Genomic DNA, 26,162 nt, shown 5'->3' with positions numbered 1-26,162 from the left:
TAGCGTGTTCGCATGAACATGAGCCGTACGCGGGACACGAGGGAACGTCTGGTAGTGATCGGCGCCGACGCCGCGGGGATGTCCGCGGCGTCACAGGCGCGCCGGCTGAAGGGGCCCGACGAACTGGGGATCGTGGCGTTCGACCGGGGCCACTTCAGCTCCTACTCGGCGTGCGGCATCCCGTACTGGGTGGGCGGCGACGTCACCGAGCGGGACCGGTTGATCGCCCGTACTCCCGAGGAGCACCGGGCCCGCGACATCGATCTGCGCATGCGCACCGAGGTCCTGGAGATCGACGTCGACGGACGGCGGGTCCGCGCGCGTGACCTGGAGTCCGGGGCCGAGTCCTGGACGCCGTACGACAAGCTCGTGATCGCGACCGGTGCCCGTCCGATCCGCCCGGACATGCCGGGCGCCGACGCCGCCGGTGTGCACGGGGTGCAGACCCTCGACGACGGCCAGGCGCTCATCGACACGCTGGCACGCACGCGTGGCCGCAGAGCGGTGGTCGTCGGGGCCGGATACATCGGTGTGGAGATGGCCGAGGCCCTCATCAACCGTGACTACGAGGTGACGGTCCTCAACCGGGGCGGCGAACCCATGTCCACGCTCGACCCGGACATGGGCCGTCTGGTGCACGAGGCCATGGAGGGCATGGGCATCACCATGGTGAACGACGCCGAGGTGACCAAGGTGCTCACGGGCGAGGACGGCCGGGTCCGCGCGGTGGCCACGCAGGACGGCGAGTACCCGGCGGACGTGGTGGTGCTCGGCATCGGCGTCCGCCCGGAGACGACGCTCGCGAAGGCGGCCGGCCTGCCGCTGGGCAGCCACGGCGGCCTCCTGACCGACCTGGGGATGCGGGTGCGCGGTCACGAGGACATCTGGGCGGGCGGCGACTGCGTGGAGGTCCTCGACCTGGTCTCCGGCCAGGAGCGGCACATCGCCCTGGGCACCCACGCCAACAAGCACGGCCAGATCATCGGCACGAACGTGGGCGGCGGCTACGCCACCTTCCCCGGCGTCGTCGGCACGGCGGTCAGCAAGGTCTGCGACCTGGAGATCGCCCGCACCGGGCTGCGCGAGAAGGACGCCCGCCGGGCGGGCCTCCAGTTCGTCTCGGTCACGATCGAGTCCACCAGCCGCGCCGGCTACTACCCGGGCGCGTCCTCCATGACGGTGAAGATGCTCGCCGAGCGCCGCACGGGGCGGCTGCTCGGCGTGCAGATCGTCGGGAGGGAGGGCGCGGGCAAGAGGGTCGACATCGCGGCGGTGGCCCTGACTGCGGGGATGACGGTGGAGCGGATGACGGCCCTGGACCTGGGGTACGCGCCGCCGTTCAGCCCGGTGTGGGACCCGGTGCTGGTGGCTGCCCGAAAGGCCACCGCGAAGGTGCAGGCCTCCTCCTGAGGGCGTCAGGGCCCGAGGGCTACGCCGTCCCGTTGATCCGCTCGATGGCCTGGCGGGCCTGGTCGGCCGGTGGGCGGGGCGGCAGCGCCGACACGGAGGCACTGGTGCTGGTGGGCATCGCGGCCGGCTGTTCACCCCCGGGCTTGGCGTGGGCGGCGGACCGGGTGGACCTGAGCCGGTTGCTCACCGCCTCGTCGAGCGTCACCGGACGCTGCATCTGGGACGCCAGCCGCCCGGCCTCCTGACCGAGCCTGGCCACGTCCTCCCACGGCAGCCGCACCACCAGGGAGAGCTCGGCTTCGCCGTCGGGGAGAGCGTGCATCGGAGGAGTAATACGGTCGTTCATCGCTGTTCCTCACGTAGTCCCCACGGCCCGCCTTCCCCGTGCCGCGGGCGGTTGAGGAGTCATACGCACGCGTGCGTGCGGGTGTTCACCGGTACGGCACCGATTCGCCGGGCCCATCGCGGGCACTACTTCCTTGTGGTCATCCCCGTCCATGACATAAACCCTGTGCGCCGCACCCCCTGGGTGACGCATGCGCTCATCGCCGCGAACGTCCTCGTCTTCCTGTACACGCCCGGCCTGGCCGGCTCCGTGGCGGGCGACAGCAGCGTGTCGCAGCTCTGTCATCTCCAGGCGTTCCTGGACCAGTACGCGGCCATCCCGCAGGAGTTGATCCACCACCAGATGCCGCACCTCGTCCCCACGGGCGACGTCGGCACGAGCGCGCAGGGCGCGACGGGCTGTGTGGTGGCCCCGCCGGACTACGACAAGTCCCCGGCGCTGTCGGTCCTGACGGCGATGTTCCTGCACGGCGGCTGGCTGCACCTGCTGGGCAACATGCTGTTCCTGCTGATCTTCGGCAACAACGTCGAGGACCGCATGGGCCATGTGCGCTTCGCGCTGTTCTACGTCGTCTGCGGCTATGCGGCGTCGTACGGCTTCGCGCTCCTCAACGACGACTCGGGCGACCCGCTGATCGGCGCGTCCGGGGCCATCGCCGGTGTCCTGGGCGCCTATCTGGTGCTGTACCCGAAGGCCAGGGTGTGGGTCCTGGTGCCGTTCCTGGTGTTCCTGCCGCTCAGGCTGCCCGCCTGGCTGGTGCTGGGCTTCTGGTTCGTGCTCCAGGCGGTGTACTCGTCCGGCGAGGGCGTCTCCGCGGCGGGCACGGTGGCGTACGCGGCGCACGTCGTGGGCTTCCTCGTCGGCATGCTGCTCGCCTGGCCGCTCAAGGCGGGCACTCCCCCGCCGCCGGAACCGCGCGGCCTGCTGTTCGGCAGGAGGGCGCGGCCCCGGCACACGTGGTGACTCAGCGCGCGGTGCGGGTGTGGACGTACTCCACGAGCCGGGTCAGCGCGTCCGGGTCGGTGGCCGGCATGACGCCGTGGCCGAGGTTGAAGACGTGGCCCTCCAGGCCCTCGGCCGACTCCAGGACCTCGCGGGCCTTGGCCTCGACCGCCGCCGTGGACGCGAACAGGACCGTCGGGTCGATGTTGCCCTGGAGCGCCTTGCCGGGGCCCACACGGCGGGCGGCCTCGTCGAGCGGGACGCGCCAGTCGACGCCGACGACGTCCGCGCCGGCCTCGCCCATGAGGCGGAGCAGTTCACCGGTGCCGACGCCGAAGTGGATGCGCGGGACGCCGTATCCGGCGACCGCGTCGAACACCTTTGCGGAGGCGGGCAGTACCGAGCGCCGGTAGTCGACGGGGGCGAGGGCGCCGGCCCACGAGTCGAAGAGCTGGACCGCGGAGGCGCCGGCCTCGATCTGGACCTTGAGGAAGGCGGCCGTGATGTCGGCGAGACGGTCGAGCAGGTCGGCCCAGAGCTCGGGGTCGCCGTACATCATCGCCTTGGCGTTCTCGTACGTGCGCGACGGTCCGCCCTCCACGAGGTAACTCGCGAGGGTGAAAGGTGCGCCGGCGAATCCGATGAGGGGGGTCGACCCGAGCTCGCGGGTCAGCAGGCCAATGGCCTCGGTGACGTAGGAGACGTCCTCGGGGGTGAGGTCGCGCAGCTGTGCCAGGTCGGCACGGGTACGGATGGGGCGCTCGACGACCGGGCCGACGCCGGGCTTGATGTCGAGGTCGATGCCGATGGCCTTGAGCGGGACGACGATGTCGCTGAAGTAGATCGCCGCGTCCACGTTGTGGCGGCGGACCGGCTGGAGGGTGATCTCGGTGACCAGCTCGGGCCGCGTGCAGGACTCGAGCATCGGGATGCCCTCGCGGACCTTGCGGTACTCCGGAAGTGAGCGCCCGGCCTGCCGCATGAACCAGACGGGGGTGTGCGGCACGGGTTCGCGCCGGCATGCCTTGAGGAAGGCGGATTCGTACGTGGCTGTCGGCGGCTTGCCCGCGGGGCTCTCGTTGGCGCTCACGGGGCAAGTCTTGCATGGCGCCGGTGCGGCTTTGACGGGGCGTGGGCTGTGCCACGTACGCCGAAGTGCGGGTGTCTAGGAGCGCACCGGGCCCCGGTTCCCTTTAACCTTCCCGCATGGCTGCGGCTCAGGAACGACTGTCGGACGGCACGGGTGGGATGGACGACGCGAAAGCGGGAGACCGGGAGGGGAGCGGTGCGGCTCCACCGGCCTTCCAGGCCGCGGTTCAGGCACTGCGCACCAGTCGGCTGCGGCCGCAGATCGAGATCGAGTCGACGCGGGCACCGCAGCGGCTCGCCCCGCACGCGTACGCCCTGGAGGCCACCGTCGTCGACGGCGACCAGGACCTCGCCGACGGCCGGCTGGTGCTGCTGCACGACCCGGACGGGCACGACGCCTGGCGGGGCACCTTCCGGCTGGTGACGCTGGTGCGCGCGGAGCTGGAGCCGGAGATGGCCGCCGATCCGCTGCTGCCCGACGTGTGCTGGTCCTGGCTGACGGGCGCCCTGGCGGCGCGCGGGCTGTCGTACGGCGAACCGAGCGGCACCGTGACGCGGGCGAGCTCGCACTACTTCGGCGGTCTGTCCGAGCGGCCCGCTGCCTCGCAGATCGAGATCCGTGCCTCCTGGACGCCCCGTGAGGGCCTGGGCGGGGTGCCGGACATGGGGGCGCATCTGGTCTCCTGGTGCGATCTGCTGGCCCAGGTCGCGGGTCTGCCCCCGGCCGGCCCGGGCGACGCGTCGGTGGTGACGCTGCCGCAGCGCCGGGACCCCCAGGCGCGCTGACGGACCGGTGCACGGGCAGGAATCCGTCCACCCGTCCGGCGCATCAATTTGTCGATACGGCCACTTTCAGTCAGGAGTGAACCGTCGAACGAACCGATGTGTTCACCGAACGATCGACCGTACGTCCGAATTGCACTAATTGTTACTCACTAGATCGTGATCATTCTCTAAAGGACGCCGGGTCCGGTGCCGAAGACGTCTGTGACCTTCCAAGCCGTCCCGCACCCCAGGAGGCCCGGTGTCCGTTCTCCTCGAGCAGCCCGCAAGCCTGGTCGCCTATCGCCCGAACAAGCCCACCGCCATGGTGGTCGTGGCCGACCCACGTGTCCGCTCCACCGTCACCCGTCATCTCTGGGCGCTCGGTGTGCGCGATGTCATCGAGGCCTCGTCCGTGGCGGAGGCCCGTCCCAGAATCGCCAACCCCCGCGACATCTGCATCGCCGATGTCCATCTCCCCGACGGCTCCGGCCTGACCCTGCTGTCCGAGACCCGCGCGGCGGGCTGGCCCAACGGCCTCGCCCTCTCCGCGGCCGACGACATCGGCGCCGTACGCAACGCCCTCGCGGGCGGCGTCAAGGGCTACGTCGTCACCGGCACCCGGACCAACCTCGGGCTCCCCACCCGACCGGGCGCCGCACCCATCGGCGCCGCCGCCGCCCGTATGCACCGCCGCCCCCCGGGTTCCCCGAGCCACCCGGGCGGCTACCGCGAGCTCTCCGGCCGTGAGGTCGAGGTGCTGCGGCTGGTGGCCGAAGGGCAGTCCAACAAGGCGATCGGTGTCTCGATGGGGCTGTCCGCCCTGACCGTCAAGAGCCACCTCGCCCGGATCGCCCGCAAGCTCGGCACGGGAGACCGTGCCGGCATGGTGGCGGTGGCTCTCCGTACCGGCATCATCCACTGAGGCTCTCGCGAGCCTCGCTGTTCACGGACGTGAACCAGAGCTTTCACCGGGCTGACTGGTTTACGACCCTCAGGCGCCTGCCGACGGAACGTTCCGTCGGCAGGCGCTGTCCATACACAGATACCCTTGACATGTGACCGACGCCCAAGAGACCGCAGCAGACATTTCACTGCGAACCACCGGAGGCGGCCCTCCGGACGATGGCGGATCTTCTGCAGCGGAGGCGCCGATCCCTCTGCTGGAGCCGCGCGAGGGCATTCCGCCCGTGATCGCCGACGCGGACGCGTTGGCCGAGGCCGTCGCCGCGTTCGCCGCAGGTTCCGGACCTGTCGCCGTCGACGCCGAGCGGGCGTCCGGCTACCGCTACGGACAGCGCGCCTATCTCGTGCAGCTGCGCCGCGCGGGCGCGGGCACCGCGCTCATCGACCCCGTGGCCTGTCCCGACCTGTCGGCGCTCGGCGAGGCACTCTCCGGTGTGGAGTGGGTGCTGCACGCCGCCACCCAGGATCTGCCCTGTCTGCGCGAGATAGGCATGGTTCCCTCGCGCATCTTCGACACCGAGCTGGCCGGGCGGATCGCCGGATTCCCCCGGGTGGGGCTCGGCGCGATGGTCGAGAGCGTGCTGGGCTTCGTACTGGAGAAGGGCCACTCGGCCGTCGACTGGTCGACCCGTCCGCTGCCCGAGCCGTGGCTGCGCTACGCCGCCCTCGACGTGGAACTTCTCGTCGATCTGCGGGACGCGCTGGAGAAGGAACTGGACCGGCAGGGCAAGCTGGAGTGGGCGCTGCAGGAGTTCGAGGCGATCGCGGCCGCGCCGCCGGCCGAGCCCCGCAAGGACCCCTGGCGCCGCACGTCCGGGATGCACAAGGTGCGACGGCGTCGGCAGCTCGGTGTCGTGCGGGAACTGTGGGAGACGCGGGACCGGATCGCCCAGCGGCGGGACGTGTCGCCGGGCAAGGTGCTGTCCGACACGGCGATCGTCGAGGCGGCGCTCGCACTTCCGGTGAACGTGCACGCGCTGGCCGCGCTGAACGGGTTCGGGCATCGGATGGGCCGGCGCCAGCTGGACCAGTGGCAGGCGGCCGTCGACCGGGCCAAGGCCCTCACCGAGGCGCAGTTGCCGCAGCCCGGTCAGCCGGTGACGGGGCCTCCGCCGCCGCGCGCCTGGGCCGACAAGGACCCTGCCGCTGCCGCTCGGTTGTCTGCGGCTCGTGCGGCTGTGTCCGCGCTGGCCGAGAGCCTCAACATGCCTCAGGAGAACCTGATCACTCCGGACACCGTGCGGCGGGTCTGCTGGGAGCCGCCGACGGAGGTGACCGCCGAGTCGATCAGCGAGGCGTTGGCGGGATTCGGCGCTCGGGCCTGGCAGGTGGAGCAGGTGACGCCTGTGCTGGTGGCTGCGCTGTCCGCCTAGCCGCCGTGGGGATTTCTCCGGCCACGGCGGCTGCGGGTCGGCTGAGGTCGGTGGCCCGGTTCCCCGCGCCCCGGGGGAGTCACCTGGTCGCGCCCCTCATGAAGCCGTTGTAGATGAAGCGCTGCAAGCTCAGGAAGACGATCAGGGTCGGCAGGATCACCAGCACCGCTCCTGCCGAAATGACCTCCCAGTGGGCCGCGTAGGGGCCTCTGAAGCGGAACAGCGACGTCGAGATCACGCCAAGATCTTCCGAGGGCATGTAGAGGAAGGGGATGTAGAAGTCGTTGTATACGGTGATCCCCTTCACTATGACCACGGTTGCTATGGCCGGCTTCAGCAGCGGGAAGATGATCTTTCGGTAGATCGTGAAGGCGTTGGCTCCGTCCAGGCGCGCCGATTCGTCCAGCGAGACCGGGATCGAACGGACGAACTGCAGGAAGATGTAGATCGAGACGATGTCCGTGCCCATGTAGAGGGCGATCGGCGCCCAGAGACTGTCGAACATGCCGAAGCTGTTGACGATCTGGAACGTCGCCACCTGGGTCGTGACGCCGGGAACCAGGGCCGCTGTCAGGAAGAGCACCACCACCAGCTTCTTGAAGCGGAAGGTGAAGCGGTCGATGGCGTAGGCCGTCATCGAGCCGATGAGAACGGTGCCGCCGATGGAGACCAGCAGGATGATCGCCGTGTTGGTGAAGGCGGTCAGCATCTCGCCGTCCTGGAACGCCGTCACGTAGTTGTGGAAGTTCAGCAGGTCGTGGGGCAGGTCCAGGGCGCCGCCGGTGTTCGCCATCTCCTTCTCCGTCTTGAGGGAGGTGAGCAGGACGACCAGGAGCGGGAGCAGGACGACCACGGTCGCGGCGATGAGCGACACGTAGACGAGGGTGCGGACGACCGTACGGCGCGTCATACGAGGTCCACCTTGTCGTCGGGGACCAGGCGCCGCTGCACCCAGGTCACCAGCAGGATGATCAGCAGGAGGACGATGGCGGCCGCCGAGGCCAGGCCCGTCTTGTTGAAGCGGAACGCCAGGTTGACCGTCTGGATCACGAAGGTCTCGGTGCCGGTCGCGCCGCCGGTCATGATGTACGGGATCTCGAAGACCGAGAGCGAGCCGGAGATCGAGAGGATCACCGTCAGGGTCAGGACGGGCTTGATGCCCGGCGCGATGATGTGGCGGAACTGGTGCCAGCGGTTCGCGCCGTCCAGCTCGGCCGCCTCGTACAGCTCCCCCGGGATGGACTGGATCGCGCCCAGGAACAGGACGAAGTTCAGGCCGAGGTAGCGCCAGACGGAGACTCCGGCCAGCGAGGTGTTCGCGGAGCCCGGGGTGCCGAGCCAGGCGTGGTCGGTCTTCACCCCGATCAGGCTCAGCACCGAGTCGAGGGTGCCGCCGTCCTGGAAGAAGTAGAGGAACACGAAGCCGATCGCGACCCCGTTGATCAGGTACGGGAAGAAGAGCACGCCCTTGAAGAAGTTCCGGAAACGGACGTCGAAGCTCAGGATCGTCGCGAAGTAGAGCGCGAGGACGATCTGGACCACGGAGGCGGCGAGGTAGTAGCCGCTGACCCAGAACACCTCGAAGAGGTCGGGGCGGGTGAAGACCTCCTGGTAGTTCTCGGCGCCCGTGTAGTGCAGGACGGGGCTCACGCCGTCCCAGTCGGTGAAGCTGTACGCGATCATGTTGAGGAGCGGCGCGTAGGTGAAGGTGACCAGCAGGGCGAGCGGGGCGATCAGGAACAGCCAGGGCGTGACGCCCTGCCAGACGCGGGTGCGACGCGAGGGCGGTGCCGGGACGGGGGCGGCCGGGATCACCTCCACGGCCGCCTTCTGTGTGGTGTCCGTCATCAGGACCCCAGGTTCTTCTGGCTGTCCGTCCAGCGCTCGCTGAGGTCGGCGAGGAAGTCGTCGAGGCTGCCCTTGCGGGCGCCGCGGGCGAGGTCGACCAGTTTCTGGCGGTACTCCGGGGCGAAGATCCCGACCTCGGAGTCGTTGTCGATCTGCTTGACCTTCGCGCCCTGGGCGTCGTCCAGTTCGATGAACTTCACGCCCTGGTCCTCGTACGGCTTGAGGACCGACGGCAGCGGGGCGTCCTTGACCGGGGGAAGGGCGAGGTTGTCCTCGACGTAGGTGGACTTGTCGGTGAACCAGTCGATCCAGGCGCGGGCCGCCTCCTTGTACTTGGAGTGGACGTTGACCGCCTGGTTGTAGTCGGGGCCGATGGTCGCGCAGAACTTCCCGCCCGTCTGGGCCGGGAAGGGCATGAAGCCGATGTCGTCCGGGTTCGCGCCGGCCTTCTTCGCGGCGTCCTGGAACTGCACGATCGCCCAGGTGCCGAGCCACTGCGTGGCGATCTCGCCCTTGGCGGTGCGGGGCTTGGACTCCTCCCAGTTGCTGGTCGTCGGGTCCTTCTCGATCAGTCCCTCGTGGACGATGTCGTACAGGAGCTGGTCGCCGACGCGCAGGTCCGCGCCCTTCGCCCAGGGGTCGCCCTCGGCGAGTTTGTCGGTCGCCTTCGGGTCACAGGTCACCGCGCCGTCGACCTGCGTCCACTGCGACAGCGTCCAGCCGGCCGAGAAGTTGGTGTAGTACGGGATCGCGTCGGTCTTCGCCTTGATGGCCTTGAGGTCGGCGACGAACTCGGCCGGGGTGGTGGGCCATTCGGTGACGCCGGCCTCCTTCCAGATCCGCTTGTTGTAGACGAACCCGGGGCTCACGGCGACGGGGCTCTGCCCGTAGACCTTGCCGCCGACGGTGGTGAAGTCGGTGAAGCGGTACTTCTTCTCGCGCTCCTGCTGGGTGCCGAGCGAGGCGAAGAACCTCGGGTAGTCGGTCTTCTTGATGACGGCCGGGATCAGCAGCACATCACCGTAGTTCTCGGTGTTCATACGGATCTTGACCTCGGCCTCGTAGTCCGTGATGCCCTCGAACTCGACCTTGACCTTCGGATAGGTCTTGTTGAACTCGGCGGCGTACTTCTTCAGCGTGCCGTCCTGCACGAGGTCGGTGCGGACGGTGAGGACCTTGATGGTTCCGGTGACCTTCGACGGGTCGTCGGCGGCCTTGGCGTCGGCTCCCTTCGAGGACCCTCCGGTGCCGGTGCACCCGGGGATCAGCAGGGCGGCACCCACGGCCATGGCCAGGACTGTACGGCGGTTCATGTGCATCAGCTCCGTTCACGGGGCGGACGAGCACGAGCGGGTTGGCTGGTTCGGAACTCTGACAACGTTTTCTTAACCGGTAAAGTCCCTATCTCGCCAACGATGCCAACGACGTCAAAAAGTGTCCGCAGCACAGAACTTGATCGGTTTAGGGAGTGTGTACATGCTTCAGGCCACACCGCTCACCGAGGGATGGATCCTGCGCCACTCCGACGGCACCGTGGACGAACTCCCGGCCGTCGTGCCGGGCTGCGTGCACACCGATCTGCTGGCGGCCGGAGTGATCCCGGATCCCTTTCTCGGCCGCAACGAGACCGAGGTCGCGTGGGTGGGACGGCGGGAGTGGACCTACGAGACCGACCTGGCTCCCGCGAACGGGCACGAGCAGACCGACCTCGTCTTCGACGGACTGGACACCGCGGCCGAAATCCAGCTGGACGGTCAACTGCTGGGCCGGACACGGAACATGCACCGCTCGTACCGCTTCGACGTGACCGGCCTGTCGGGGCGGCTGAGCGTGCGGTTCGTCTCCGCCTACGCGGAGGCCGAGGCGATGCGCGGGAAGCTGGGTGAACGGCCCGGCGCGTACGCCGAGCCGTACCAGTACATCCGCAAGATGGCGTGCTCGTTCGGCTGGGACTGGGGGCCCACGCTGGTGACCGCCGGGATCTGGCGGCCGGTGCGCCTGGAGCGGTGGTCGACGGCCCGGATCGCCCGGGTGCGGCCCCTGGTGACCGTCCAGGAGGGCACGGGCGTCGTGGAGTTGGCCGTGGACGTCGAGCGGGCCCAGGTCGAGGCGCCCCTGACGGTCGAGGCCTCGGTGGGCGGGGTGCGGGCGCGCGCCGCGATCGACGGGACCTCGGGGACCGTACGGCTTCAGGTGCCGGACGCGCGACGGTGGTGGCCGCGCGGATACGGTGAACAGCCGCTGTACGACGTCGAGTTGACACTGCTCGACGAGGACGGGCCGCTTGACGTGTGGCAGCGCCGGGTGGGCTTCAGGACCGTCGAACTGGACCGCTCGGCCGACGAGCACGGCAGCGGGTTCACCCTGGTCGTCAACGGCGAGCGGATCTTCGCGCGCGGCGTGAACTGGATCCCGGACGACGTGTTCCCCTCCCGGATCACCCGCGAGCGGTACCGGGAGCGGCTGCGGCAGGCGGCCGGCGCCGGTGTGGACCTGGTGCGGGTCTGGGGCGGCGGGATCTACGAGAGCGAGGACTTCTACGACGCCTGCGACGAACTGGGGCTGCTGGTCTGGCAGGACTTCCCGTTCGCCTGCGCGGCCTATCCCGAGGAGCAGCCGCTGCGGGGTGAGGTGGAGGCGGAGGCCCGGGAGAACGTCGTACGGCTGATGCCGCATCCCTCGCTCGTGCTGTGGAACGGCAACAACGAGAACCTGTGGGGGTTCCGGGACTGGGACTGGGAGACGCGGCTCGCCGGGGACTCCTGGGGCGAGGGGTACTACCTGGGCGTACTGCCGCGGGTGGTGGCCGAGTTGGATCCGACACGGCCCTACTCGGCGGGCAGCCCCTGGTCCGGGTCGTGGGAGCACCATCCGAACGACCCCGCGCACGGGACGCACCACTCGTGGGAGGTGTGGAACCGGGAGGACTACGCCGAGTACCGGAGTGAAGTGCCGCGCTTCGTGGCCGAGTTCGGATGGCAGGCGCCGCCCGCCCACGCCACGCTGGCGCGAGCGATGGCCGGGGAGGAGCTGGCTCCGGACTCCCCCGGTGTGCTGCACCACCAGAAGGCGGACGACGGGAACGGAAAGCTGGAGCGGGGGCTGGCCCGGCATTTCCCCGTGCCGCACGGGGACTTCGACCGCTGGCACTACCTCATGCAGGTCAACCAGGCACGGGCCGTGGCCACCGGGATCGAGCACTGGCGGTCCCACTGGCCGGTGTGCGCGGGGACGGTGGTGTGGCAGCTCAACGACTGCTGGCCGGTGACCAGTTGGGCGGCGATCGACGGGGACGGGCGGGAGAAGCCGCTCTACCACGAGCTGCGGCGACTGTACGCGGACCGGATGCTGACGGTACAAGTGCGGGGTCGGCGGACGGTGTTGGCGGTGGTGAACCAGGCGGGCGAGCCGTGGGCGGGGGTACTTCGGCTGCGGCGCATGTCGGTCGAGGGTGAGACGATCGACGAGACCGAGGTGCCCTTCCATGCGGACCGACGGGCCGTCGCCGAGGTGGCCGTGCCGCCCGAACTGGTGCCTGCGGGACCCAAGGAGTTCCTGGTGGCGGACGCGGGCGGGCTCGGCGGGGCGGGCCGGGTGCCGGATGGGTTGCGGGCACTGCACTTTCCCTCGCCGGACCGTGACATCCCCTACCCCCGGCCCGAGTTCGACGTGTCGGTCGCGCCAGGTGCCGTGACGGTGACGGCCCGGACCCTCGTACGGGATCTGCTGCTCCAGGCCGACCGGCTGGATCCGGCGGCGCGGGCCGACCGGGGGCTGGTGACGCTGCTGCCCGGGGAACGGGTGACCATCGGGGTGAGCGGCTGGGAGACTCCTGATGCGGACGCCGCCCGAGCCGCCCTGTACTGCCTGGAGCCCAGCCGATGACAGCCCAGCCGGCCTCTCGCGTCACCATCAAGGACGTCGCCGCGCGCGCCGGTGTGTCCAAGGGGGCCGTGTCGCTGGCCTTCAACCACAAGCCGGGGCTGTCGGAGCCGACCCGGGAGCGGATCTTCCGGGCCGCGCGCGAGCTGGGCTGGGCGCCGAACCTCACGGCACGGACGCTGGCCGGGTCGCGGGTGGACGTCGTGGGGCTCGCGATCTGCCGGCCGGCGCGGCTGCTGGGGCTCGAACCCTTCTACATGGAGTTCGTGTCGGGCGTGGAGAGCGTGCTGATCGAGCGGAACTGCTCGCTGCTGCTGCGGCTCGTGCGGAACGTGGAGGAGGAGGTCGGCCTCCAGGAGACGTGGTGGCGGGGACGGCAGATCGGCGGGTCGATCCTGGTCGACTTCCGGGCGGACGACCCGCGCGTCGCGGCGGCCGAGCGGCTGGGGATGCCGGTGGTGGCCGTGGGGCACCCCTCGTTCACCGGGACCCTGACCTCGGTGTGGACCGACGACGCCACCGCCGTGACGGAGGCCGTGCGGTATCTCGCGGCGCTGGGACACCGGCGGGTCGCCCGGGTGGGCGGTGCGGCCGCCCTGGGGCACACGGCGACCCGCACGGCGGCGTTCGACGAGGCCGCGAGGACGCTGGAGCTGGCGGGGGCCTGGCAGGTCACCACCGACTACTCGGGAGAGGCCGGCGCGCGGGCCACCCGGTCACTGCTGACCGCGGCATCGCAGGACCGGCCGACGGCGATCGTCTATGACAACGACATCATGGCGGTCGCCGGGTTGTCGGTCGCCGCGGAGATGGGCCTGAACGTGCCGCGAGACGTCTCCCTGCTCGCCTGGGACGACTCCCAGCTCTGCCGGCTCACCCACCCCACGCTCTCCGCGATGAGCCATGACGTGCACGGATTCGGTGCGGACGTGGCCCGTACCCTGTTCGGCGTCATCACCGGAGAGGGTCCGGGATCGCATCCGGTGCCCACTCCCGTACTGACGCCACGGGGTTCCACGGCGCCTCCCGCGGTGTGACCTTCGCCGCTCCGGGCTCCAGGGGTGTGCAGGTACATTACCCGCAAGTAGCATGGACCTGAGCGCGCGCTCAGCGCGGCCGCAGCAGTGCAGATCCCGCATCTGGAGGAGAGCCATCGTGCCTCGTACCGTCAAGGATGTCGTCTTTGTCGACGGCGTCCGCACCCCGTTCGGCAAGGCGGGCCCGAAGGGCATCTACCACGAGACCCGCGCCGACGACCTTGTCGTGAAGGCGATCCGGGAGCTGCTGCGCCGCAACCCGGGTCTCGACCCGAAGAAGATCGACGAGGTCGCCATCGCCGCGACCACGCAGATCGGTGACCAGGGACTCACCATCGGCCGCACCGCCGGAATCCTCGCCGGTCTGCCGCAGTCCGTACCCGGTTACTCCATCGACCGCATGTGTGCCGGTGCCCTGACCGCCGTCACCTCGGTCGCCGGTTCCGTGGCCTTCGGCGCCTACGACATCGCCATCGCCGGTGGTGTCGAGCACATGGGCCGCCACCCCATGGGTGAGGGCGTGGACCCCAACCCGCGGTTCGTCAGCGAGAAGCTGGTCGACGAGTCCGCCCTGTTCATGGGCATGACCGCCGAGAACCTGCACGACCGGTACCCGACGATCACCAAGCAGCGCGCCGACGAGTACGCCGTGCGCTCCCAGGAGAAGGCCGCCAAGGCGTACGCCAACGGCAAGATCCAGGCCGACCTGGTGCCGATCTCGGTACGCCGCACCAGCCCCGAGGCCGGTGAGACCGGCTGGGGTCTGGTCACCGCCGACGAGCCGATGCGCCCGGGCACCACCCTGGAGAACCTCTCCGGTCTGAAGACGCCGTTCCGTGTCCACGGCCGGGTCACCGCCGGTAACGCCGCCGGTCTGAACGACGGCGCCACCGCCTCCCTCATCGCCTCCGAGGACTTCGCCCGCGAGAACGACCTGCCGGTGAAGATGCGCCTCGTCTCGTACTCCTTCGTGGGTGTCGAGCCGGAGGTCATGGGCTACGGCCCGATCCCGGCCACCGAGAAGGCGCTCGCCCAGGCGGGCCTGTCCATCTCCGACATCGGCCTGTTCGAGATCAACGAGGCCTTCGCCGTCCAGGTCCTCGCCTTCCTGGAGCACTACGGGATCGCGGACGACGACGCGCGCGTCAACCAGTACGGCGGCGCGATCGCCTTCGGTCACCCCCTCGCCTCCTCGGGTGTGCGTCTGATGACGCAGCTGGCCCGTCAGTTCGAGGAACAGCCCGAGGTCCGCTACGGCCTGACCACCATGTGCGTCGGCTTCGGCATGGGCGCGACGGTCATCTGGGAGAACCCGAACCACAAGGACGCCGGAGGCAGCAAGTGAGCACCACTGAGCTCTTGAAGGGTGCGGCCGAGCTGTTCCCGGACGAGGTAGTCACCCAGGCGCACGTACGCCACCTGGACCTGCCCTTCAACGCGGGCCGTTTCGCGCTCATCACGCTGGACAACGGCTTCGACCACACCAAGCCGACCACCTTCGGCCCGGCCTCGCTGGCGAACCTGAACACCGCCATCGACCAGGTCGAGAAGGAGGCCTCGGCCGGCGAGATCATCGGCGTCGGCATCACCGGCAAGCCGTTCATCTTCGCCGTCGGCGCCGACCTGAAGGGCGTCGAGCTCCTCAAGGAGCACAAGGACGCGCTCGCCATCGGCAAGGGCGGCCACGAGGTCTTCAAGCGCCTCGCCGACATCGCCGTGCCGACCTTCGCGTACTACAACGGTGCCGCGATGGGCGGTGGCGTCGAGGTCGGTCTGCACTGCACCTACCGCACGGTCTCCGCGGCCCTGCCCGCCTTCTCGCTCCCCGAGGTCTTCCTCGGCCTGGTCCCCGGCTGGGGCGGCTGCACGCTGCTGCCGAACCTGATCGGCGCCGAGAAGGCCGTCTCGGTCATCATCGAGAACTCCCTCAACCAGAACAAGCAGCTCAAGGGCGTCCAGGTCTACGAACTGGGCATCGCAGACGCGCTGTTCGAGGGCGCGGACTTCCTGGAGCAGTCCCTGCTGTGGACGGCGTCCGTCCTCAAGGGCGAGATCGTCGTCGACCGCCCGGTGATCGACCGCGGTGAGGCCTGGGACCAGGCCGTCGCCAAGGGCCGCTTCATCGCCGACTCCAAGGTGCACGGGGCCGCTCCGGCCGCCTACCGCGCCCTGGACATCATCGAGGCCGCCAAGAACGGCGACCTGCAGCAGGGCTACGACGCCGAGGACCAGGCCCTCGCCGACCTGATCATGGGTGGCGAACTGCGCTCCGGCATCTACGCGTTCAACCTGGTGCAGAAGCGCGGCAAGCGTCCCGCCGGTGCGCCGGACAAGTCGCTCGCGCGTCCGGTCACCAAAGTGGGCGTCGTCGGCGCCGGTCTGATGGCCTCCCAGCTCGCGCTGCTCTTCCTGCGCCGCCTGGAGGTGCCGGTCGTGCTGACCGACATCGACCAGGAGCGCGTCGACAAGGGTGTGGGCTACGTCCACGCCGAGATCGAGAAGCTGCTCGGCAAGGGCCGTATCAACCAGGACAAGGCCAACCGCCTCAAGGCCCTGGTCACCGGTGTGCTGGACAAGGCGGAGGGCTTCTCCGACGCGGACTTCATCATCGAGGCCGTGTTCGAGGAGATCGGCGTCAAGCAGCAGGTGTTCGCGGAGGTCGAGGCGGTCGCCCCGGCGCACGCGATCCTCGCCACCAACACCTCCTCGCTGTCCGTCTCGGAGATGGCGTCGAAGCTGAAGAACCCCGAGCGGGTCGTCGGTTTCCACTTCTTCAACCCGGTCGCGATCCTGCCGCTCCTTGAGATCGTCCGCGGCGAGCAGACCGACGACGCCTCGCTGGCCACGGCGTTCTCCGTCGCCAAGAAGCTGAAGAAGACCGCGGTGCTGGTCAAGGACGCCCCGGCGTTCGTCGTGAACCGCATCCTCACCCGCTTCATGGGCGAGATCCAGAACGTCATCGACGAGGGCACCCCGGTCGCCGTGGCGGAGAAGGCGGTGGAGCCCCTGGGCCTGCCCATGTCGCCTCTCGTCCTCCTGGAGCTGGTCGGTCCCGCGATCGGCCTGCACGTCTCCGAGACCCTCAACAGGGCCTTCCCGGAGCGCTTCACCGTCTCCCCGAACCTCGCGGCCGTCGTCAAGGCGGGCAAGCGCGGCTTCTACGTCTACGACTCCGGCAAGCCGGAGCTGGACCCCGAGGTCGCCGCCCTCCTCAAGCAGGGCGATGTCGTCCTGTCCGAGGAGCAGGTCCGTGACCGCGTCCTGGACGCCGTCGCCCAGGAGATCGGGCTCATGCTCGACGAGGGCGTCGTCGCCGAGGCCCAGGACATCGACCTGTGCCTGATCACGGGTGCCGGCTGGCCCTTCCACCTGGGCGGCATCACGCCGTACCTGGACCGCGAGGGTGTCTCCGAGCGGGTGAACGGCAAGAAGTTCCTGGCTCCGGGGCTGGCCTCGGTTCCGGCGTAACACCCAGGCAGCTGAAGAGGGCCTCCGCTGCGGCGGGGGCCCTCTGTCGTACTCTGTGCACCGGACGGGGGCGGCTGGGCGCTCAGACCTCCTGCCAGGCCGCCAGGGCCAGGCCCGGCTCGTCCTTCTGCCGGGCGACCCGCAGTTCGCCCTCGGGGGTCACCGTCGCGGCGACGATACGGCCGTCCGCGTCCTCGGCGAGGGCCACTGCCGTGTCCACGGGGAGCTGCGGTCCGGACTCCGTCCACCACAGGCCCGCCGACTCCTGCTCGGTGGGATAAGCGGCGAAGGCGACCCGGCCGGAGGCCGAACGCTGGGCGAGCAGCGTGCAGTCGTGGCCCTCCAGGGTGCAGCGCAGCAGGGCCGCCGGGCCGGGGCCTGCCGCGGCGAGCAGGGGGGCGGGTCCGATGTCCGGACGCAAGGCGTAGTACATGCCCTCGGGGTCCGCGAAGAACAGCGTGGTGTGCTCCTTGGAGGTGGGCAGCGCGCTCAGGGTGCCCGGTTCGACGCGGACCGGCAGCGGGTCGGCCGGTACGGGAGGCGCGCCGGGCTCGTCCTGGAGCCAGCGCAGGATGCCGGTGGCGGTGGTGGCGTACAGCTCGACCCGGCCCGACTCCCCCGTCACCGCGGTCAGTTCACCGGGCGCCTCGGAGCCCTTGAGGGCGGACCAGGCGCTCCAGCCGCCGCGCTCCTTCTGCACGAGGGCGCGCACGCCGCCGCCGCGGTCGCCGACGAAGACATGGGCCCTCCCCTCCGCGTCGACGGCCACGGCGGGCACGCCGGTGCGCGCACCCGCCTTGTCGGGGTGGCCGACCGGGATCCAGTCGAGGGCGGCGAGGTGGACGCGGAAGTGGGTGGAGTGCACGAGGCCCGACTCCTTGGCCTTGGTGGGGCGCCAGGAGACGAGGTGTGCGTAGCCGTTGGCGCCCTGGCCCACGGCGAGTGCGGGGTGCAGACGCTGCTCGCCGCCGACCTTGCGCCAGGGCGACCAGGTGCCGCCGGGTCGCTGCTCGGCCCGGCACCACACGGCCTCGTCACGGGTGGTGTACACGCCGAGCCGGCCGTCCCGGGCGCGGATGAGCCAGTTGCCGTTCACTGTACGGACCATGGACACGGGCCCACTCTAATCGGGCGGCCGGTACCGCCTCCCGGCGGGCCGGTCGTGGGACGCTGGGGCCATGAGTGACGTGCTGCTGGTCGTCGTGGACGCCGCGAATGTCGTCGGGTCGGTGCCGGACGGGTGGTGGCGGGACCGGCGGGGAGCGGCGGAGCGGCTGCGGGACCGGCTCGCGGTGGACGGGGTGCCCGGGCGGGACGGCGCCGTGGAGATCGTGCTGGTGGTGGAGGGGGCGGCTCGGGGGGTGGAGTCGGTGCAGGGGGTTCGGGTGGAGAGCGCGCCCGGCAGCGGGGACGACCACATGGTGGAGCTGGTGGCGGGGGCGGGTGAGCGACGGGTGCTGGTGGTCACGGCCGATCGGGAACTGCGGCGGCGGGTCGCCGAGTTGGGGGCCGAGGTTGCGGGGCCGCGGACCGTACGGCCCTGAGCGTCGTCGTCCGACTGCGGGCCGGTGGGGGCTGGTCGCGCAGTTCCTCGCGCCCCTGAAAACGGTGGGTGCAGCTGGGCAGGCCCTCACTGCACCCACCCAGGGGCGCGGTGAACGGCGCGACCGGCCCGCAGCGACCGGCTGCGGTGCGGCCCCTGGGTGGCTGGGCAGGCCCTCACTGCACCCACCCAGGGGCGCGGGGAACGGCGCGACCGGCCCGCAGCCGACAACGGATCCCCGGGAGTTACTTCGTCTCGGTCTGCTGGTTGAGGCGGCTGTGGGTGCGGCCGTAGAGGAAGTACACGGCGAACCCGAGCACCATCCAGATCCCGAAGCGGAGCCAGGTCTCGGCCGGCAGGTTGAGCATCAGCCACATGGAGGCCAGGACCGAGACGATCGGGACGACCGGGACCCAGGGGGTGCGGAAGGCGCGGGGCAGGTCGGGGCGGGTGCGGCGGAGGATGGCGACGCCGATCGCCACGACCACGAACGCGAACAGCGTGCCGATGTTGACCAGTTCGGCGAGCTCGCTCAGGGGCGTGAAGCCCGCGACGATCGCGATGATCACGCCGAGCAGGATGGTCGGGCGGTGCGGGGTCCGGAACTTCGGGTGGACGTGGGAGAAGAACGTGGGCAGCAGTCCGTCGCGGCTCATCGCGAAGAACACCCGGGTCTGGCCCAGGAGCAGGATCATGCAGACCGTCGTCAGGCCCACCGCCGCCCCGAAGCTGATGAAGCCCGCGAACCAGGGGTGGCCGGTGGCCTTGAAGGCGTCGGCGAGCGGGGCCGTGATGGACAGGTCGGTGTACTTCTGCATGCCGGTCACGACGATCGACACGGCGACGTAGAGGGTCGTGCAGATGAGGAGGGAGCCGAGGATGCCGCGCGGCATGTCGCGCTGCGGGTTCCTGGTCTCCTCGGCGGCCGTGGCGACGACGTCGAAGCCGATGAAGGCGAAGAAGACGACCGAGGCGGCCGTGAAGATGCCCATCACGCCGAAGTTGGCGGGTGCCCAGCCGAACATCAGCTGGATGAGCGGGGACTGGAGGCCGCTGCCCGCTTCCACCGGCTTGGACTCGGGGATGAACGGGTCGTAGTTGCCGCTCTTGACGAAGAAGGCGCCCGCGATGATCACGACGAGGACGACCGTCACCTTGACGGCGACGACGATCGAGGTGACGCGCGCGGACAGCTTCGTGCCGAGCACGAGGATGCCGGTGAGCACCAGGACGAGCGCGGCGGCGAGGATGTCGAAGCCGAAGCCGTCGGCCCCGTCCCGGCCGCTGAGCACCTCCGGCAGGTGCCAGCCCGCGTTGTCGAGCAGCGAGGCGATGTAGCCGGACCAGCCGACGGCGACCACCGCGGTGCCGAGCGCGAACTCCAGGACCAGGTCCCAGCCGATGATCCAGGCGGGCAGTTCACCGAGGGAGGCGTACGAGAAGGTGTACGCCGATCCCGCCACCGGGACGGTGGAGGCGAACTCGGCGTAGCAGAGCGCGGCGAGCGCGCAGACCACGCCGGCGACGACGAAGGCCAGGGCGACGGCCGGGCCGGCGTTGTTCTTGGCGACGGTTCCGGTCAGGACGAAGATGCCGGTGCCGATGATGACGCCGACGCCGAAGACGGTCAGATCCAGCGCGGACAAGGATTTCTTGAGCGCGTGCTCCGGTTCCTCGGTGTCGCGGATGGACTGTTCTACCTTCTTCGTCCGGAAGAGGGTGCTGCTCACGGGTACCTCCCACGCTGTGTCGTCCTCGACATGATCGAGAGGGGGCGTAGGTCGTATGCCCCGGCGCGGGCGGATTCACGCGAACGGGCCGGCCCCACCACTGTCAAGAGTGGCGTGACCGGCCCATCCGGGTGCGTCTAGTCGCGGGCGGGCTCCACTTCGGCCCGTGCGTCGTCGTACCGGCCGTCCAGCTTGGAGACCAGGCCGGTGACCTGGCGGGCGATGTCGGGCGCGGTGAGCCCGATCTCCGCCATGATCTCGGCGCGGGAGGCATGGTCGAGGAAGCGCGGCGGGATGCCGAAGTCACGCAGCGGAATGTCGACGCCCGCGTCGCGCAGGGCCTGTGCGATCGCCGAGCCGACGCCGCCGACGCGGGAGTTGTCCTCGACGGTGACGACCACGCGGTGCCGCTCGGCGAGCGGGGCCATGGCCTCGTCCACCGGCTTGACCCAGCGCGGGTCGACGACGGTGGTGGAGATGCCCTGCTTGTCGAGGAGCGAGGCGATCTCCAGGCACATGGGCGCCAGGGCTCCGACGGAGACGAGGAGCACGTCCGGGGTGTCGGTGCCGGGCTCGCGCAGGACGTCCATGCCGCCGACGGTGCCCACGGCGGGTACGGCGGGGCCGACGACGCCCTTGGAGTAGCGCAGCACGGTCGGCGCGTCGTCGACCTGGACGGCCTCGCGCAGCTGGGCGCGCAGCTGTTCGGCGTCGCGCGGGGCGGCGAGCCTGAGCGTCGGGACGACCTGGAGCATCGACATGTCCCACATGCCGTTGTGCGAGGCGCCGTCGTCGCCGGTGACGCCGGCCCGGTCGAGCACGAAGGTGACTCCGCACTTGTGCAGGGCGACGTCCATGAGGACCTGGTCGAAGGCGCGGTTGAGGAAGGTGGCGTAGACGGCGAAGACGGGGTGCAGTCCCCCGGTCGCCAGGCCCGCCGCGGAGACGGCGGCGTGCTGCTCGGCGATGCCGACGTCGTAGATCCGGTCCGGGAAGGTGTCCGCGAACTTCTTCAGGCCGACCGGCTGGAGCATGGCGGCCGTGATGGCGACGATGTCCTCCCGCTCCCGGCCCAGCTCGACCATCTCGTCGCCGAAGACGGAGGTCCAGCTGGCGGCGGAGGCCTTGACGGGCAGGCCGGTGTCGGGGTGGATGGGGCCGATGCCGTGGAAGCGGTCGGCCTCGTCCTGCTCGGCGGGCTTGTAGCCGCGGCCCTTCTCGGTGAGGCAGTGCACGATGACCGGGCCGCCGAACCGCTTGGCGCGGGCCAGCGCCGACTCCAGCGCTTCGAGGTCGTGGCCGTCGATGGGGCCGACGTACTTGAGGCCGAGGTCCTCGAACATGCCCTGGGGCGCGATGAAGTCCTTGAGGCCCTTCTTGGCCCCGTGCAGGGTCTCGTACAGCGGCCGGCCGACGACCGGGGTGCGCTCCAGGAGGTCCTTGCCGCGGGCCAGGAAGCGCTCGTAGCCGTCGGTGGTGCGCAGGGTCGCGAGGTGGTTGGCGAGGCCGCCGATGGTCGGCGCGTACGAGCGCTCGTTGTCGTTGACGACGATGACGAGCGGACGGTCCTTGGCGTCGGCGATGTTGTTCAGCGCCTCCCAGGCCATACCTCCGGTCAGGGCGCCGTCACCAATCACGGCGACGACGTGGTCGTCCCGTTTGAGCACCTGGTTGGCTTTCGCGAGGCCGTCGGCCCAGCCGAGGACGGTCGAGGCGTGGCTGTTCTCGATGACGTCGTGCTCGGACTCGGCGCGCGAGGGGTAGCCGGAGAGGCCGCCCTTGGAGCGCAGCTTCGAGAAGTCGTGGCGCCCTGTGAGCAGCTTGTGCACGTAGGACTGGTGTCCGGTGTCGAAGAGCACCCGGTCCCTGGGCGAGTCGAACACCCGGTGCAGCGCGATGGTCAGCTCGACCACACCGAGGTTGGGGCCGAGGTGGCCGCCGGTCTTGGAGACAGCGCCGACGAGGAAGCTCCTGATCTCCTCCGCCAGCTGGTCCAGCTCCTCAAGGCTGAGCCGGTCCAGATCACGCGGTCCCCTGATACGGGTCAGCAGCGGCACCCGTGCCTCCTTGCATTAGAGCTGATCGAGCTTGCCGGGCGGGTCCGAGTCTAATGTTCCCCGACATGCCGGTCGCCCGGCACCTTGTGGGGTACCGGGCGACCTGACGGGGCCGAGCAGCGGTTATCCGCGACCAGCGGCCTTCTGAGACCTTCGCGACACGGAGTCGATGACGACGGCGCCCAGCAGAACGCCACCGGTGATCATGTACTGGATCGACTGGTTCATGTTCAGCAGGTCCAGGCCCGTCTGGATGGACTGGATGACCAGCATGCCCAGCAGTGCCGACCACACCGAGCCGCGCCCGCCGAACAGCGACGTACCGCCGATGACGGCCGCCGCGATGGCGAGCATGAGGACGTTGCCGGTACCGGCGCTGAGCGTCGCGCTCGCCGTCTGACCGGCGAAGAACATGCCGCCGATCGCCGCGAAACCGCCGGAGATGGCGAACACGGTGATACGGACGATCGGCACGTTGATACCGGCGCGGCGGGCGGCTTCGACGTTTCCGCCCAGCGCGAAGACCTTGCGGCCGAAGGTCGTACGGCGCAGGACGAAGTCCACGACGACCAGGGCGGCGAGGAAGATCACCAGGGAGTTGGAGACGCCGGCCGCGTTGTTGAGGACGGCCGCGGCGACGAAGGAGGCGATCGCCAGGGCGCCGACGCGCACGAGGATCTCGCTGGTGGGACGGAAGGGGACGCCCGCGGCCTTGCGACGGCGCTGCTCGTTGAAGTTGCCGACGAGGCTGAGCACGACGCCGAGGCCGGCCAGCAGGTAGGCGCCGACGATGGCCTGGTCCATGAAGAACGAGCTCTGGCCGAGCAGGTGGATCGGACCCGTGTCGGACGGGATGTTGATGGTGCCGCTGTCGCCGAGCAGCCACAGCATCAGGCCGTTCCAGCCGAGGAGGCCCGCGAGGGTGACGACGAAGGCGGGAACGCCGATCTTCGCGAAGAACCAGCCGTGCAGTGCGCCGGCGGCGACGCCGGTGAGGATGCCGAGGACCAGCGCGAGCCAGGTGTTCATGCCGTGGTTCACCACGAGCACGGCGAAGATGGTGGACGCCAGGCCGCTGAGGGAACCGACCGACAGGTCGATCTCGCCGAGCAGCAGGACGAACACCAGGCCGATGGCGATCATGCCGGTGGCCGAGAGGTAGTAGCTGACGTTCGAGAGGTTGTCGGCGCTCAGGAAGCGGTCGTTCTGGAACTGGAAGATCGTCCAGATGATGATCAGACCGATCACCACCGGCAGGGAGCCCAGCTCACCGCCCTTGACCTTGCGCGTGAACTCGGTCCAGTAGCCCTTGAAGCCCTCTTCGCGGACCAGCAGCCGGGGGTCGACGACGGAGACCGGCGCGGCGGTGGGGTCGTCGGCGGGCGCGACCGTGGTCGGCGTCTCCGTCTTGGAAACCTTGGATGTGTCGCTCACTTCGCGGCCTCCGTGCTGCGACGCCCCGCACGACGGGTCACGGCGTTTTCCGTGGCTCCCGTGATCGCGGAGATGATCTCTTCCTGACTGGTGTCCTTCACCGGGAAGGACCCGTTGTTCCTGCCCAGACGCAGCACGGCGACGGTGTCGGCGACGGCCTTCACGTCGGCCATGTTGTGGCTGATGAGGATGACGGCGAGGTCGCGCTCGCGCAGCCGCTCGACCAGGTCGAGGACCTGTGCGGTCTGCTCGACGCCGAGAGCGGCGGTGGGCTCGTCGAGGATGACGAGCTTGGGGTCGCCGACCAGGGCACGCGCGATGGCGACGACCTGGCGCTGGCCACCGGAGAGGCTGGCGATCGGGATGCGCACGCTCGGGATCCGGATGGAGAGCGTGCTCAGCAGCTCACGCGCCTTCTGCTCCATCGTGACCTCGTCGATGGCGCCGCGGTGCAGCAGCTCGCGCCCGAGGAACAGATTGCCGACCACATCGAGGTTGTCGCACAGGGCGAGGTCCTGGTAGACCGTCGCGACGCCGAGTCCCTGGGCGTCGTGCGGCTTGTCGATGCTGACCGGCTTGCCGTCCCACTCGATGACGCCCTCGTCGATGGGATGCACACCGGCGATCGTCTTGACCAGCGTGGACTTTCCTGCGCCGTTGTCGCCGACCAGGGCGACCACTTCTCCGGCGTGAACCTCCAGCTCTACATCGGTGAGGGCCTGGACCGCACCGAATCGCTTGGAGACTCCGCGCAACGCCAGCACGGGCGTAGCGGACACGTGAACCATCTCCTTCGCCGCCTGACCGGCGGGGATGCCGCGCTTGGGGTAAGCCGCGGAGGGTTGTGCTGTGCGGCGCTCGTCGGACGAGTCGCGCCGTAAGCACCGATTTACAAGTCGAACATGCGCGCGACCGATGCCTTCTGGCAACGGTTGCGTCCGCCATGTTTCCGTCCGGTGCCCGCCCCGCAGCGGGGTATGAAGGCGGTGCGGGCACCGGACAGGCTCTGTGTCCACCAGGGCGTGTTCGCGAGGAACACGCCCTGAGGGCGGCTTCTTACTGGAGGCCGGCCTTCTTGCACGCGGCGGCGTAGTCCGCGGTGCAGATGTCGGTGACCTTGTACAGACCGTCCTTGACGACCGTGTCCTTGATGTTCTTCACGGTCACCGAGACCGGGGTGAGCAGCTTCGCCTGGACCTTGTCACCGGAGCCGCTGGTGACCTGGGTGTCGGCCAGGGACTTGATGTCCTTGCCCTGGAGCAGGTTGACGGCGAGCTCGGCGGCGGTGTCGGCCTCGGGCTTGTAGGCCTTGTAGACCGTGGAGGACTGGGTGCCGGCGACGATCCGCTGGATGGCGGCGAGCTCGGCGTCCTGACCGGTCAGCGGGATGCTGCTGATGCCCGCGCCCTTGAGCGTGTTGGCGATACCACCGGCCATGCCGTCGTTGGCGGCGTAGACGCCCGCGATGTTCTTGGCGCCCAGCTGGGTGATGGCCGCGGACATCTTCTGCGCCGCGACGGTGTCCTTCCACAGGCCGGACTGCTCGTAGGCGATCTTGACCTTGCCGTCGAGGACCTTGTGCGCGCCTTCCTTGAACTGGCCGGCGTTCGGGTCGGCGTCGTCACCGTTGATCATGACGACGTTCGCCTTGGGGGTCGCCTTGGAGCCGAGGGCGTCGAGCAGGGCCTGACCCTGGAGCTCGCCGACCTTGACGTTGTCGAAGGAGACGTACGCGGAGACCGGGCCCTGGGCCAGACGGTCGTACGCGACGACCTTGACGCCCTTGCTCACCGCGGAGGCGATGGAGGACTTGATGGCGGCGGAGTCCTGCGCCGAGACCACGATCACCTTGACGCCCTTGGTGACCATGCTGCTCATCTGCTGGGCCTGCTTGGCCGGGTCGGCCGCGGCGTTGGCGTAGGAGACGGTGCAGTCGCTGCACAGCTCCTTGACCTTGGCGACGAAGTACGGCTTGTCGAACTTCTCGTACCGCGCGGTGACGTTGTCGGGCAGCAGCAGGCCGATCGACTTGCCGCCGGACCCGGAGCTGCTGCTGTCACTGCCGCTGTTGTCGTCGCCGGCCTTACCGCAGGCGGCGACCGAGACGGCGAGCGCCGAGATCGCTACGGACACGGCGGCGCGACGCATGAGCGTGTTCACTTTTGAAACCTCCCTGACGAGGCCGCGTCGTTGCGGCCGAGGTGGCTGGAAGTCAACTCGGCCACACGTGCGACGTCAAGAAGTAAATACTTAACGAGATGGCAACGGCGTCCTG

General features: G+C 69.7%; 21 protein-coding genes. 10 read left to right on the top strand and 11 right to left on the bottom strand.

Annotation, left to right across the window (positions count from 1 at the left end; translation table 11 throughout):
* Positions 1-12 precede the first annotated feature (12 nt).
* Positions 13-1,410 carry an FAD-dependent oxidoreductase gene (locus ACZ48Z_RS23810; protein ID WP_468737877.1) on the top strand — a complete coding sequence of 466 codons (1,398 nt, stop codon included), beginning with the start codon at positions 13-15 and terminating at the stop codon, positions 1,408-1,410.
* Positions 1,411-1,429: 19 nt separating this feature from the next.
* Here ACZ48Z_RS23810 and ACZ48Z_RS23805 read toward each other — a convergent pair whose 3' ends face one another.
* Positions 1,430-1,756, bottom strand: a complete 327-nt coding sequence (locus ACZ48Z_RS23805) for a hypothetical protein (RefSeq protein WP_468737876.1) — start codon at positions 1,754-1,756, stop codon at positions 1,430-1,432.
* 135 nt (positions 1,757-1,891) lie between these two features.
* Here ACZ48Z_RS23805 and ACZ48Z_RS23800 point away from each other — a divergent pair, with 135 nt between their 5' ends.
* Positions 1,892-2,719, top strand: coding sequence for a rhomboid family intramembrane serine protease (locus tag ACZ48Z_RS23800; RefSeq protein ID WP_468738044.1), 828 nt, complete (start codon positions 1,892-1,894; stop codon positions 2,717-2,719).
* A gap of 1 nt (position 2,720) precedes the next feature.
* On the opposite strand, the gene hemE is transcribed toward ACZ48Z_RS23800, so the two are convergent.
* Complete coding sequence (gene hemE, locus ACZ48Z_RS23795; RefSeq protein WP_468737875.1) at positions 2,721-3,788, bottom strand: uroporphyrinogen decarboxylase; 1,068 nt, start codon at positions 3,786-3,788, stop codon at positions 2,721-2,723.
* Between the two features lie 116 nt (positions 3,789-3,904).
* On the opposite strand from hemE, the gene ACZ48Z_RS23790 reads away from it, so the two are divergent.
* The 3 genes from ACZ48Z_RS23790 to ACZ48Z_RS23780 all read left to right on the top strand — a co-directional run bounded on the left by ACZ48Z_RS23790 (position 3,905) and on the right by ACZ48Z_RS23780 (position 6,888).
* Positions 3,905-4,573, top strand: a complete 669-nt coding sequence (locus tag ACZ48Z_RS23790; protein WP_468737874.1) for a DUF3000 domain-containing protein — start codon at positions 3,905-3,907, stop codon at positions 4,571-4,573.
* A 238-nt stretch (positions 4,574-4,811) separates the two neighbouring features.
* Complete coding sequence (locus ACZ48Z_RS23785) at positions 4,812-5,474, top strand: response regulator transcription factor (RefSeq protein WP_328751191.1); 663 nt, start codon at positions 4,812-4,814, stop codon at positions 5,472-5,474.
* Positions 5,475-5,607: 133 nt separating this feature from the next.
* Positions 5,608-6,888 (top strand): HRDC domain-containing protein, encoded by a 1,281-nt coding sequence (locus tag ACZ48Z_RS23780; protein ID WP_468737873.1) that lies wholly within the window; start codon positions 5,608-5,610, stop codon positions 6,886-6,888.
* 79 nt (positions 6,889-6,967) lie between these two features.
* On the opposite strand, the gene ACZ48Z_RS23775 is transcribed toward ACZ48Z_RS23780, so the two are convergent.
* Genes ACZ48Z_RS23775 through ACZ48Z_RS23765 form a run of 3 tightly spaced genes read right to left on the bottom strand, consistent with a single transcriptional unit; the run spans position 6,968 to position 10,049 of the window.
* A complete protein-coding gene (locus tag ACZ48Z_RS23775; protein ID WP_468737872.1) occupies positions 6,968-7,798 on the bottom strand; it encodes a carbohydrate ABC transporter permease in 831 nt (276 codons plus the stop codon).
* A complete protein-coding gene (locus ACZ48Z_RS23770; RefSeq protein ID WP_468737871.1) occupies positions 7,795-8,736 on the bottom strand; it encodes a carbohydrate ABC transporter permease in 942 nt (313 codons plus the stop codon). The genes ACZ48Z_RS23775 and ACZ48Z_RS23770 overlap by 4 nt, the downstream gene beginning before the upstream one ends.
* Positions 8,736-10,049 carry an ABC transporter substrate-binding protein gene (locus ACZ48Z_RS23765; RefSeq protein ID WP_468737870.1) on the bottom strand — a complete coding sequence of 438 codons (1,314 nt, stop codon included), beginning with the start codon at positions 10,047-10,049 and terminating at the stop codon, positions 8,736-8,738. The genes ACZ48Z_RS23770 and ACZ48Z_RS23765 overlap by 1 nt, the downstream gene beginning before the upstream one ends.
* Positions 10,050-10,212: 163 nt before the next feature.
* On the opposite strand from ACZ48Z_RS23765, the gene ACZ48Z_RS23760 reads away from it, so the two are divergent.
* From ACZ48Z_RS23760 to ACZ48Z_RS23745, 4 genes are all read left to right on the top strand, one after another.
* Complete coding sequence (locus tag ACZ48Z_RS23760; protein ID WP_468737869.1) at positions 10,213-12,621, top strand: glycoside hydrolase family 2 protein; 2,409 nt, start codon at positions 10,213-10,215, stop codon at positions 12,619-12,621.
* A complete protein-coding gene (locus ACZ48Z_RS23755; protein ID WP_468737868.1) occupies positions 12,618-13,655 on the top strand; it encodes a LacI family DNA-binding transcriptional regulator in 1,038 nt (345 codons plus the stop codon). The genes ACZ48Z_RS23760 and ACZ48Z_RS23755 overlap by 4 nt, the downstream gene beginning before the upstream one ends.
* Before the next feature lie 118 nt (positions 13,656-13,773).
* Positions 13,774-15,000: a thiolase family protein gene (locus ACZ48Z_RS23750; RefSeq protein WP_468737867.1), complete on the top strand. Its 1,227-nt coding sequence runs from the start codon at positions 13,774-13,776 to the stop codon at positions 14,998-15,000.
* Positions 14,997-17,123 (top strand): 3-hydroxyacyl-CoA dehydrogenase NAD-binding domain-containing protein, encoded by a 2,127-nt coding sequence (locus ACZ48Z_RS23745; RefSeq protein ID WP_468737866.1) that lies wholly within the window; start codon positions 14,997-14,999, stop codon positions 17,121-17,123. Before ACZ48Z_RS23750 ends, ACZ48Z_RS23745 begins: the two co-directional genes overlap by 4 nt.
* An 82-nt stretch (positions 17,124-17,205) precedes the next feature.
* Here the strand turns inward: ACZ48Z_RS23745 and ACZ48Z_RS23740 are convergent, their stop codons facing one another.
* On the bottom strand, positions 17,206-18,231 hold the full coding sequence (locus ACZ48Z_RS23740; RefSeq protein ID WP_468738043.1) for a DUF8189 domain-containing protein: 1,026 nt from the start codon (positions 18,229-18,231) through the stop codon (positions 17,206-17,208).
* 70 nt (positions 18,232-18,301) lie between these two features.
* Here ACZ48Z_RS23740 and ACZ48Z_RS23735 point away from each other — a divergent pair, with 70 nt between their 5' ends.
* Positions 18,302-18,667, top strand: coding sequence for a PIN domain-containing protein (locus ACZ48Z_RS23735; protein WP_468737865.1), 366 nt, complete (start codon positions 18,302-18,304; stop codon positions 18,665-18,667).
* Between the two features lie 244 nt (positions 18,668-18,911).
* Here the strand turns inward: ACZ48Z_RS23735 and ACZ48Z_RS23730 are convergent, their stop codons facing one another.
* The 5 genes from ACZ48Z_RS23730 to ACZ48Z_RS23710 form a co-directional block, all read right to left on the bottom strand.
* Positions 18,912-20,396 carry an amino acid permease gene (locus ACZ48Z_RS23730; RefSeq protein ID WP_468737864.1) on the bottom strand — a complete coding sequence of 495 codons (1,485 nt, stop codon included), beginning with the start codon at positions 20,394-20,396 and terminating at the stop codon, positions 18,912-18,914.
* Positions 20,397-20,533: 137 nt separating this feature from the next.
* A complete protein-coding gene (dxs, locus tag ACZ48Z_RS23725; protein ID WP_468737863.1) occupies positions 20,534-22,453 on the bottom strand; it encodes a 1-deoxy-D-xylulose-5-phosphate synthase in 1,920 nt (639 codons plus the stop codon).
* A gap of 123 nt (positions 22,454-22,576) precedes the next feature.
* A complete protein-coding gene (locus ACZ48Z_RS23720; RefSeq protein ID WP_468737862.1) occupies positions 22,577-23,887 on the bottom strand; it encodes a sugar ABC transporter permease in 1,311 nt (436 codons plus the stop codon).
* Positions 23,884-24,675 carry an ATP-binding cassette domain-containing protein gene (locus tag ACZ48Z_RS23715; RefSeq protein ID WP_468737861.1) on the bottom strand — a complete coding sequence of 264 codons (792 nt, stop codon included), beginning with the start codon at positions 24,673-24,675 and terminating at the stop codon, positions 23,884-23,886. Before ACZ48Z_RS23715 ends, ACZ48Z_RS23720 begins: the two co-directional genes overlap by 4 nt.
* Before the next feature lie 268 nt (positions 24,676-24,943).
* Positions 24,944-26,035: a sugar ABC transporter substrate-binding protein gene (locus tag ACZ48Z_RS23710; RefSeq protein ID WP_468738042.1), complete on the bottom strand. Its 1,092-nt coding sequence runs from the start codon at positions 26,033-26,035 to the stop codon at positions 24,944-24,946.
* Between the last annotated feature and the right edge of the window lie 127 nt (positions 26,036-26,162).

This window comes from Streptomyces sp. NPDC031225, from assembly GCF_055570355.1.
The sequence above is the reverse complement of the archived record's forward strand: the minus strand, read 5'-3'. Positions and strand labels throughout refer to the sequence as shown.

Excerpts from the sequence above, each read along its gene's own strand:
- ACZ48Z_RS23810 (WP_468737877.1), top strand. The coding sequence starts at position 13 with ATGAACATGAGCCGTACGCGGGACACGAGGGAACGTCTGGTAGTGATC.
- ACZ48Z_RS23805 (WP_468737876.1), bottom strand. The coding sequence starts at position 1,756 with ATGAACGACCGTATTACTCCTCCGATGCACGCTCTCCCCGACGGCGAA.
- ACZ48Z_RS23790 (WP_468737874.1), top strand. The coding sequence starts at position 3,905 with ATGGCTGCGGCTCAGGAACGACTGTCGGACGGCACGGGTGGGATGGAC.
- ACZ48Z_RS23775 (WP_468737872.1), bottom strand. The coding sequence starts at position 7,798 with ATGACGCGCCGTACGGTCGTCCGCACCCTCGTCTACGTGTCGCTCATC.
- ACZ48Z_RS23770 (WP_468737871.1), bottom strand. The coding sequence starts at position 8,736 with ATGACGGACACCACACAGAAGGCGGCCGTGGAGGTGATCCCGGCCGCC.
- ACZ48Z_RS23765 (WP_468737870.1), bottom strand. The coding sequence starts at position 10,049 with ATGAACCGCCGTACAGTCCTGGCCATGGCCGTGGGTGCCGCCCTGCTG.
- ACZ48Z_RS23760 (WP_468737869.1), top strand. The coding sequence starts at position 10,213 with ATGCTTCAGGCCACACCGCTCACCGAGGGATGGATCCTGCGCCACTCC.
- ACZ48Z_RS23755 (WP_468737868.1), top strand. The coding sequence starts at position 12,618 with ATGACAGCCCAGCCGGCCTCTCGCGTCACCATCAAGGACGTCGCCGCG.
- ACZ48Z_RS23740 (WP_468738043.1), bottom strand. The coding sequence starts at position 18,231 with ATGGTCCGTACAGTGAACGGCAACTGGCTCATCCGCGCCCGGGACGGC.
- ACZ48Z_RS23735 (WP_468737865.1), top strand. The coding sequence starts at position 18,302 with ATGAGTGACGTGCTGCTGGTCGTCGTGGACGCCGCGAATGTCGTCGGG.
- ACZ48Z_RS23715 (WP_468737861.1), bottom strand. The coding sequence starts at position 24,675 with ATGGTTCACGTGTCCGCTACGCCCGTGCTGGCGTTGCGCGGAGTCTCC.
- ACZ48Z_RS23710 (WP_468738042.1), bottom strand. The coding sequence starts at position 26,035 with ATGCGTCGCGCCGCCGTGTCCGTAGCGATCTCGGCGCTCGCCGTCTCG.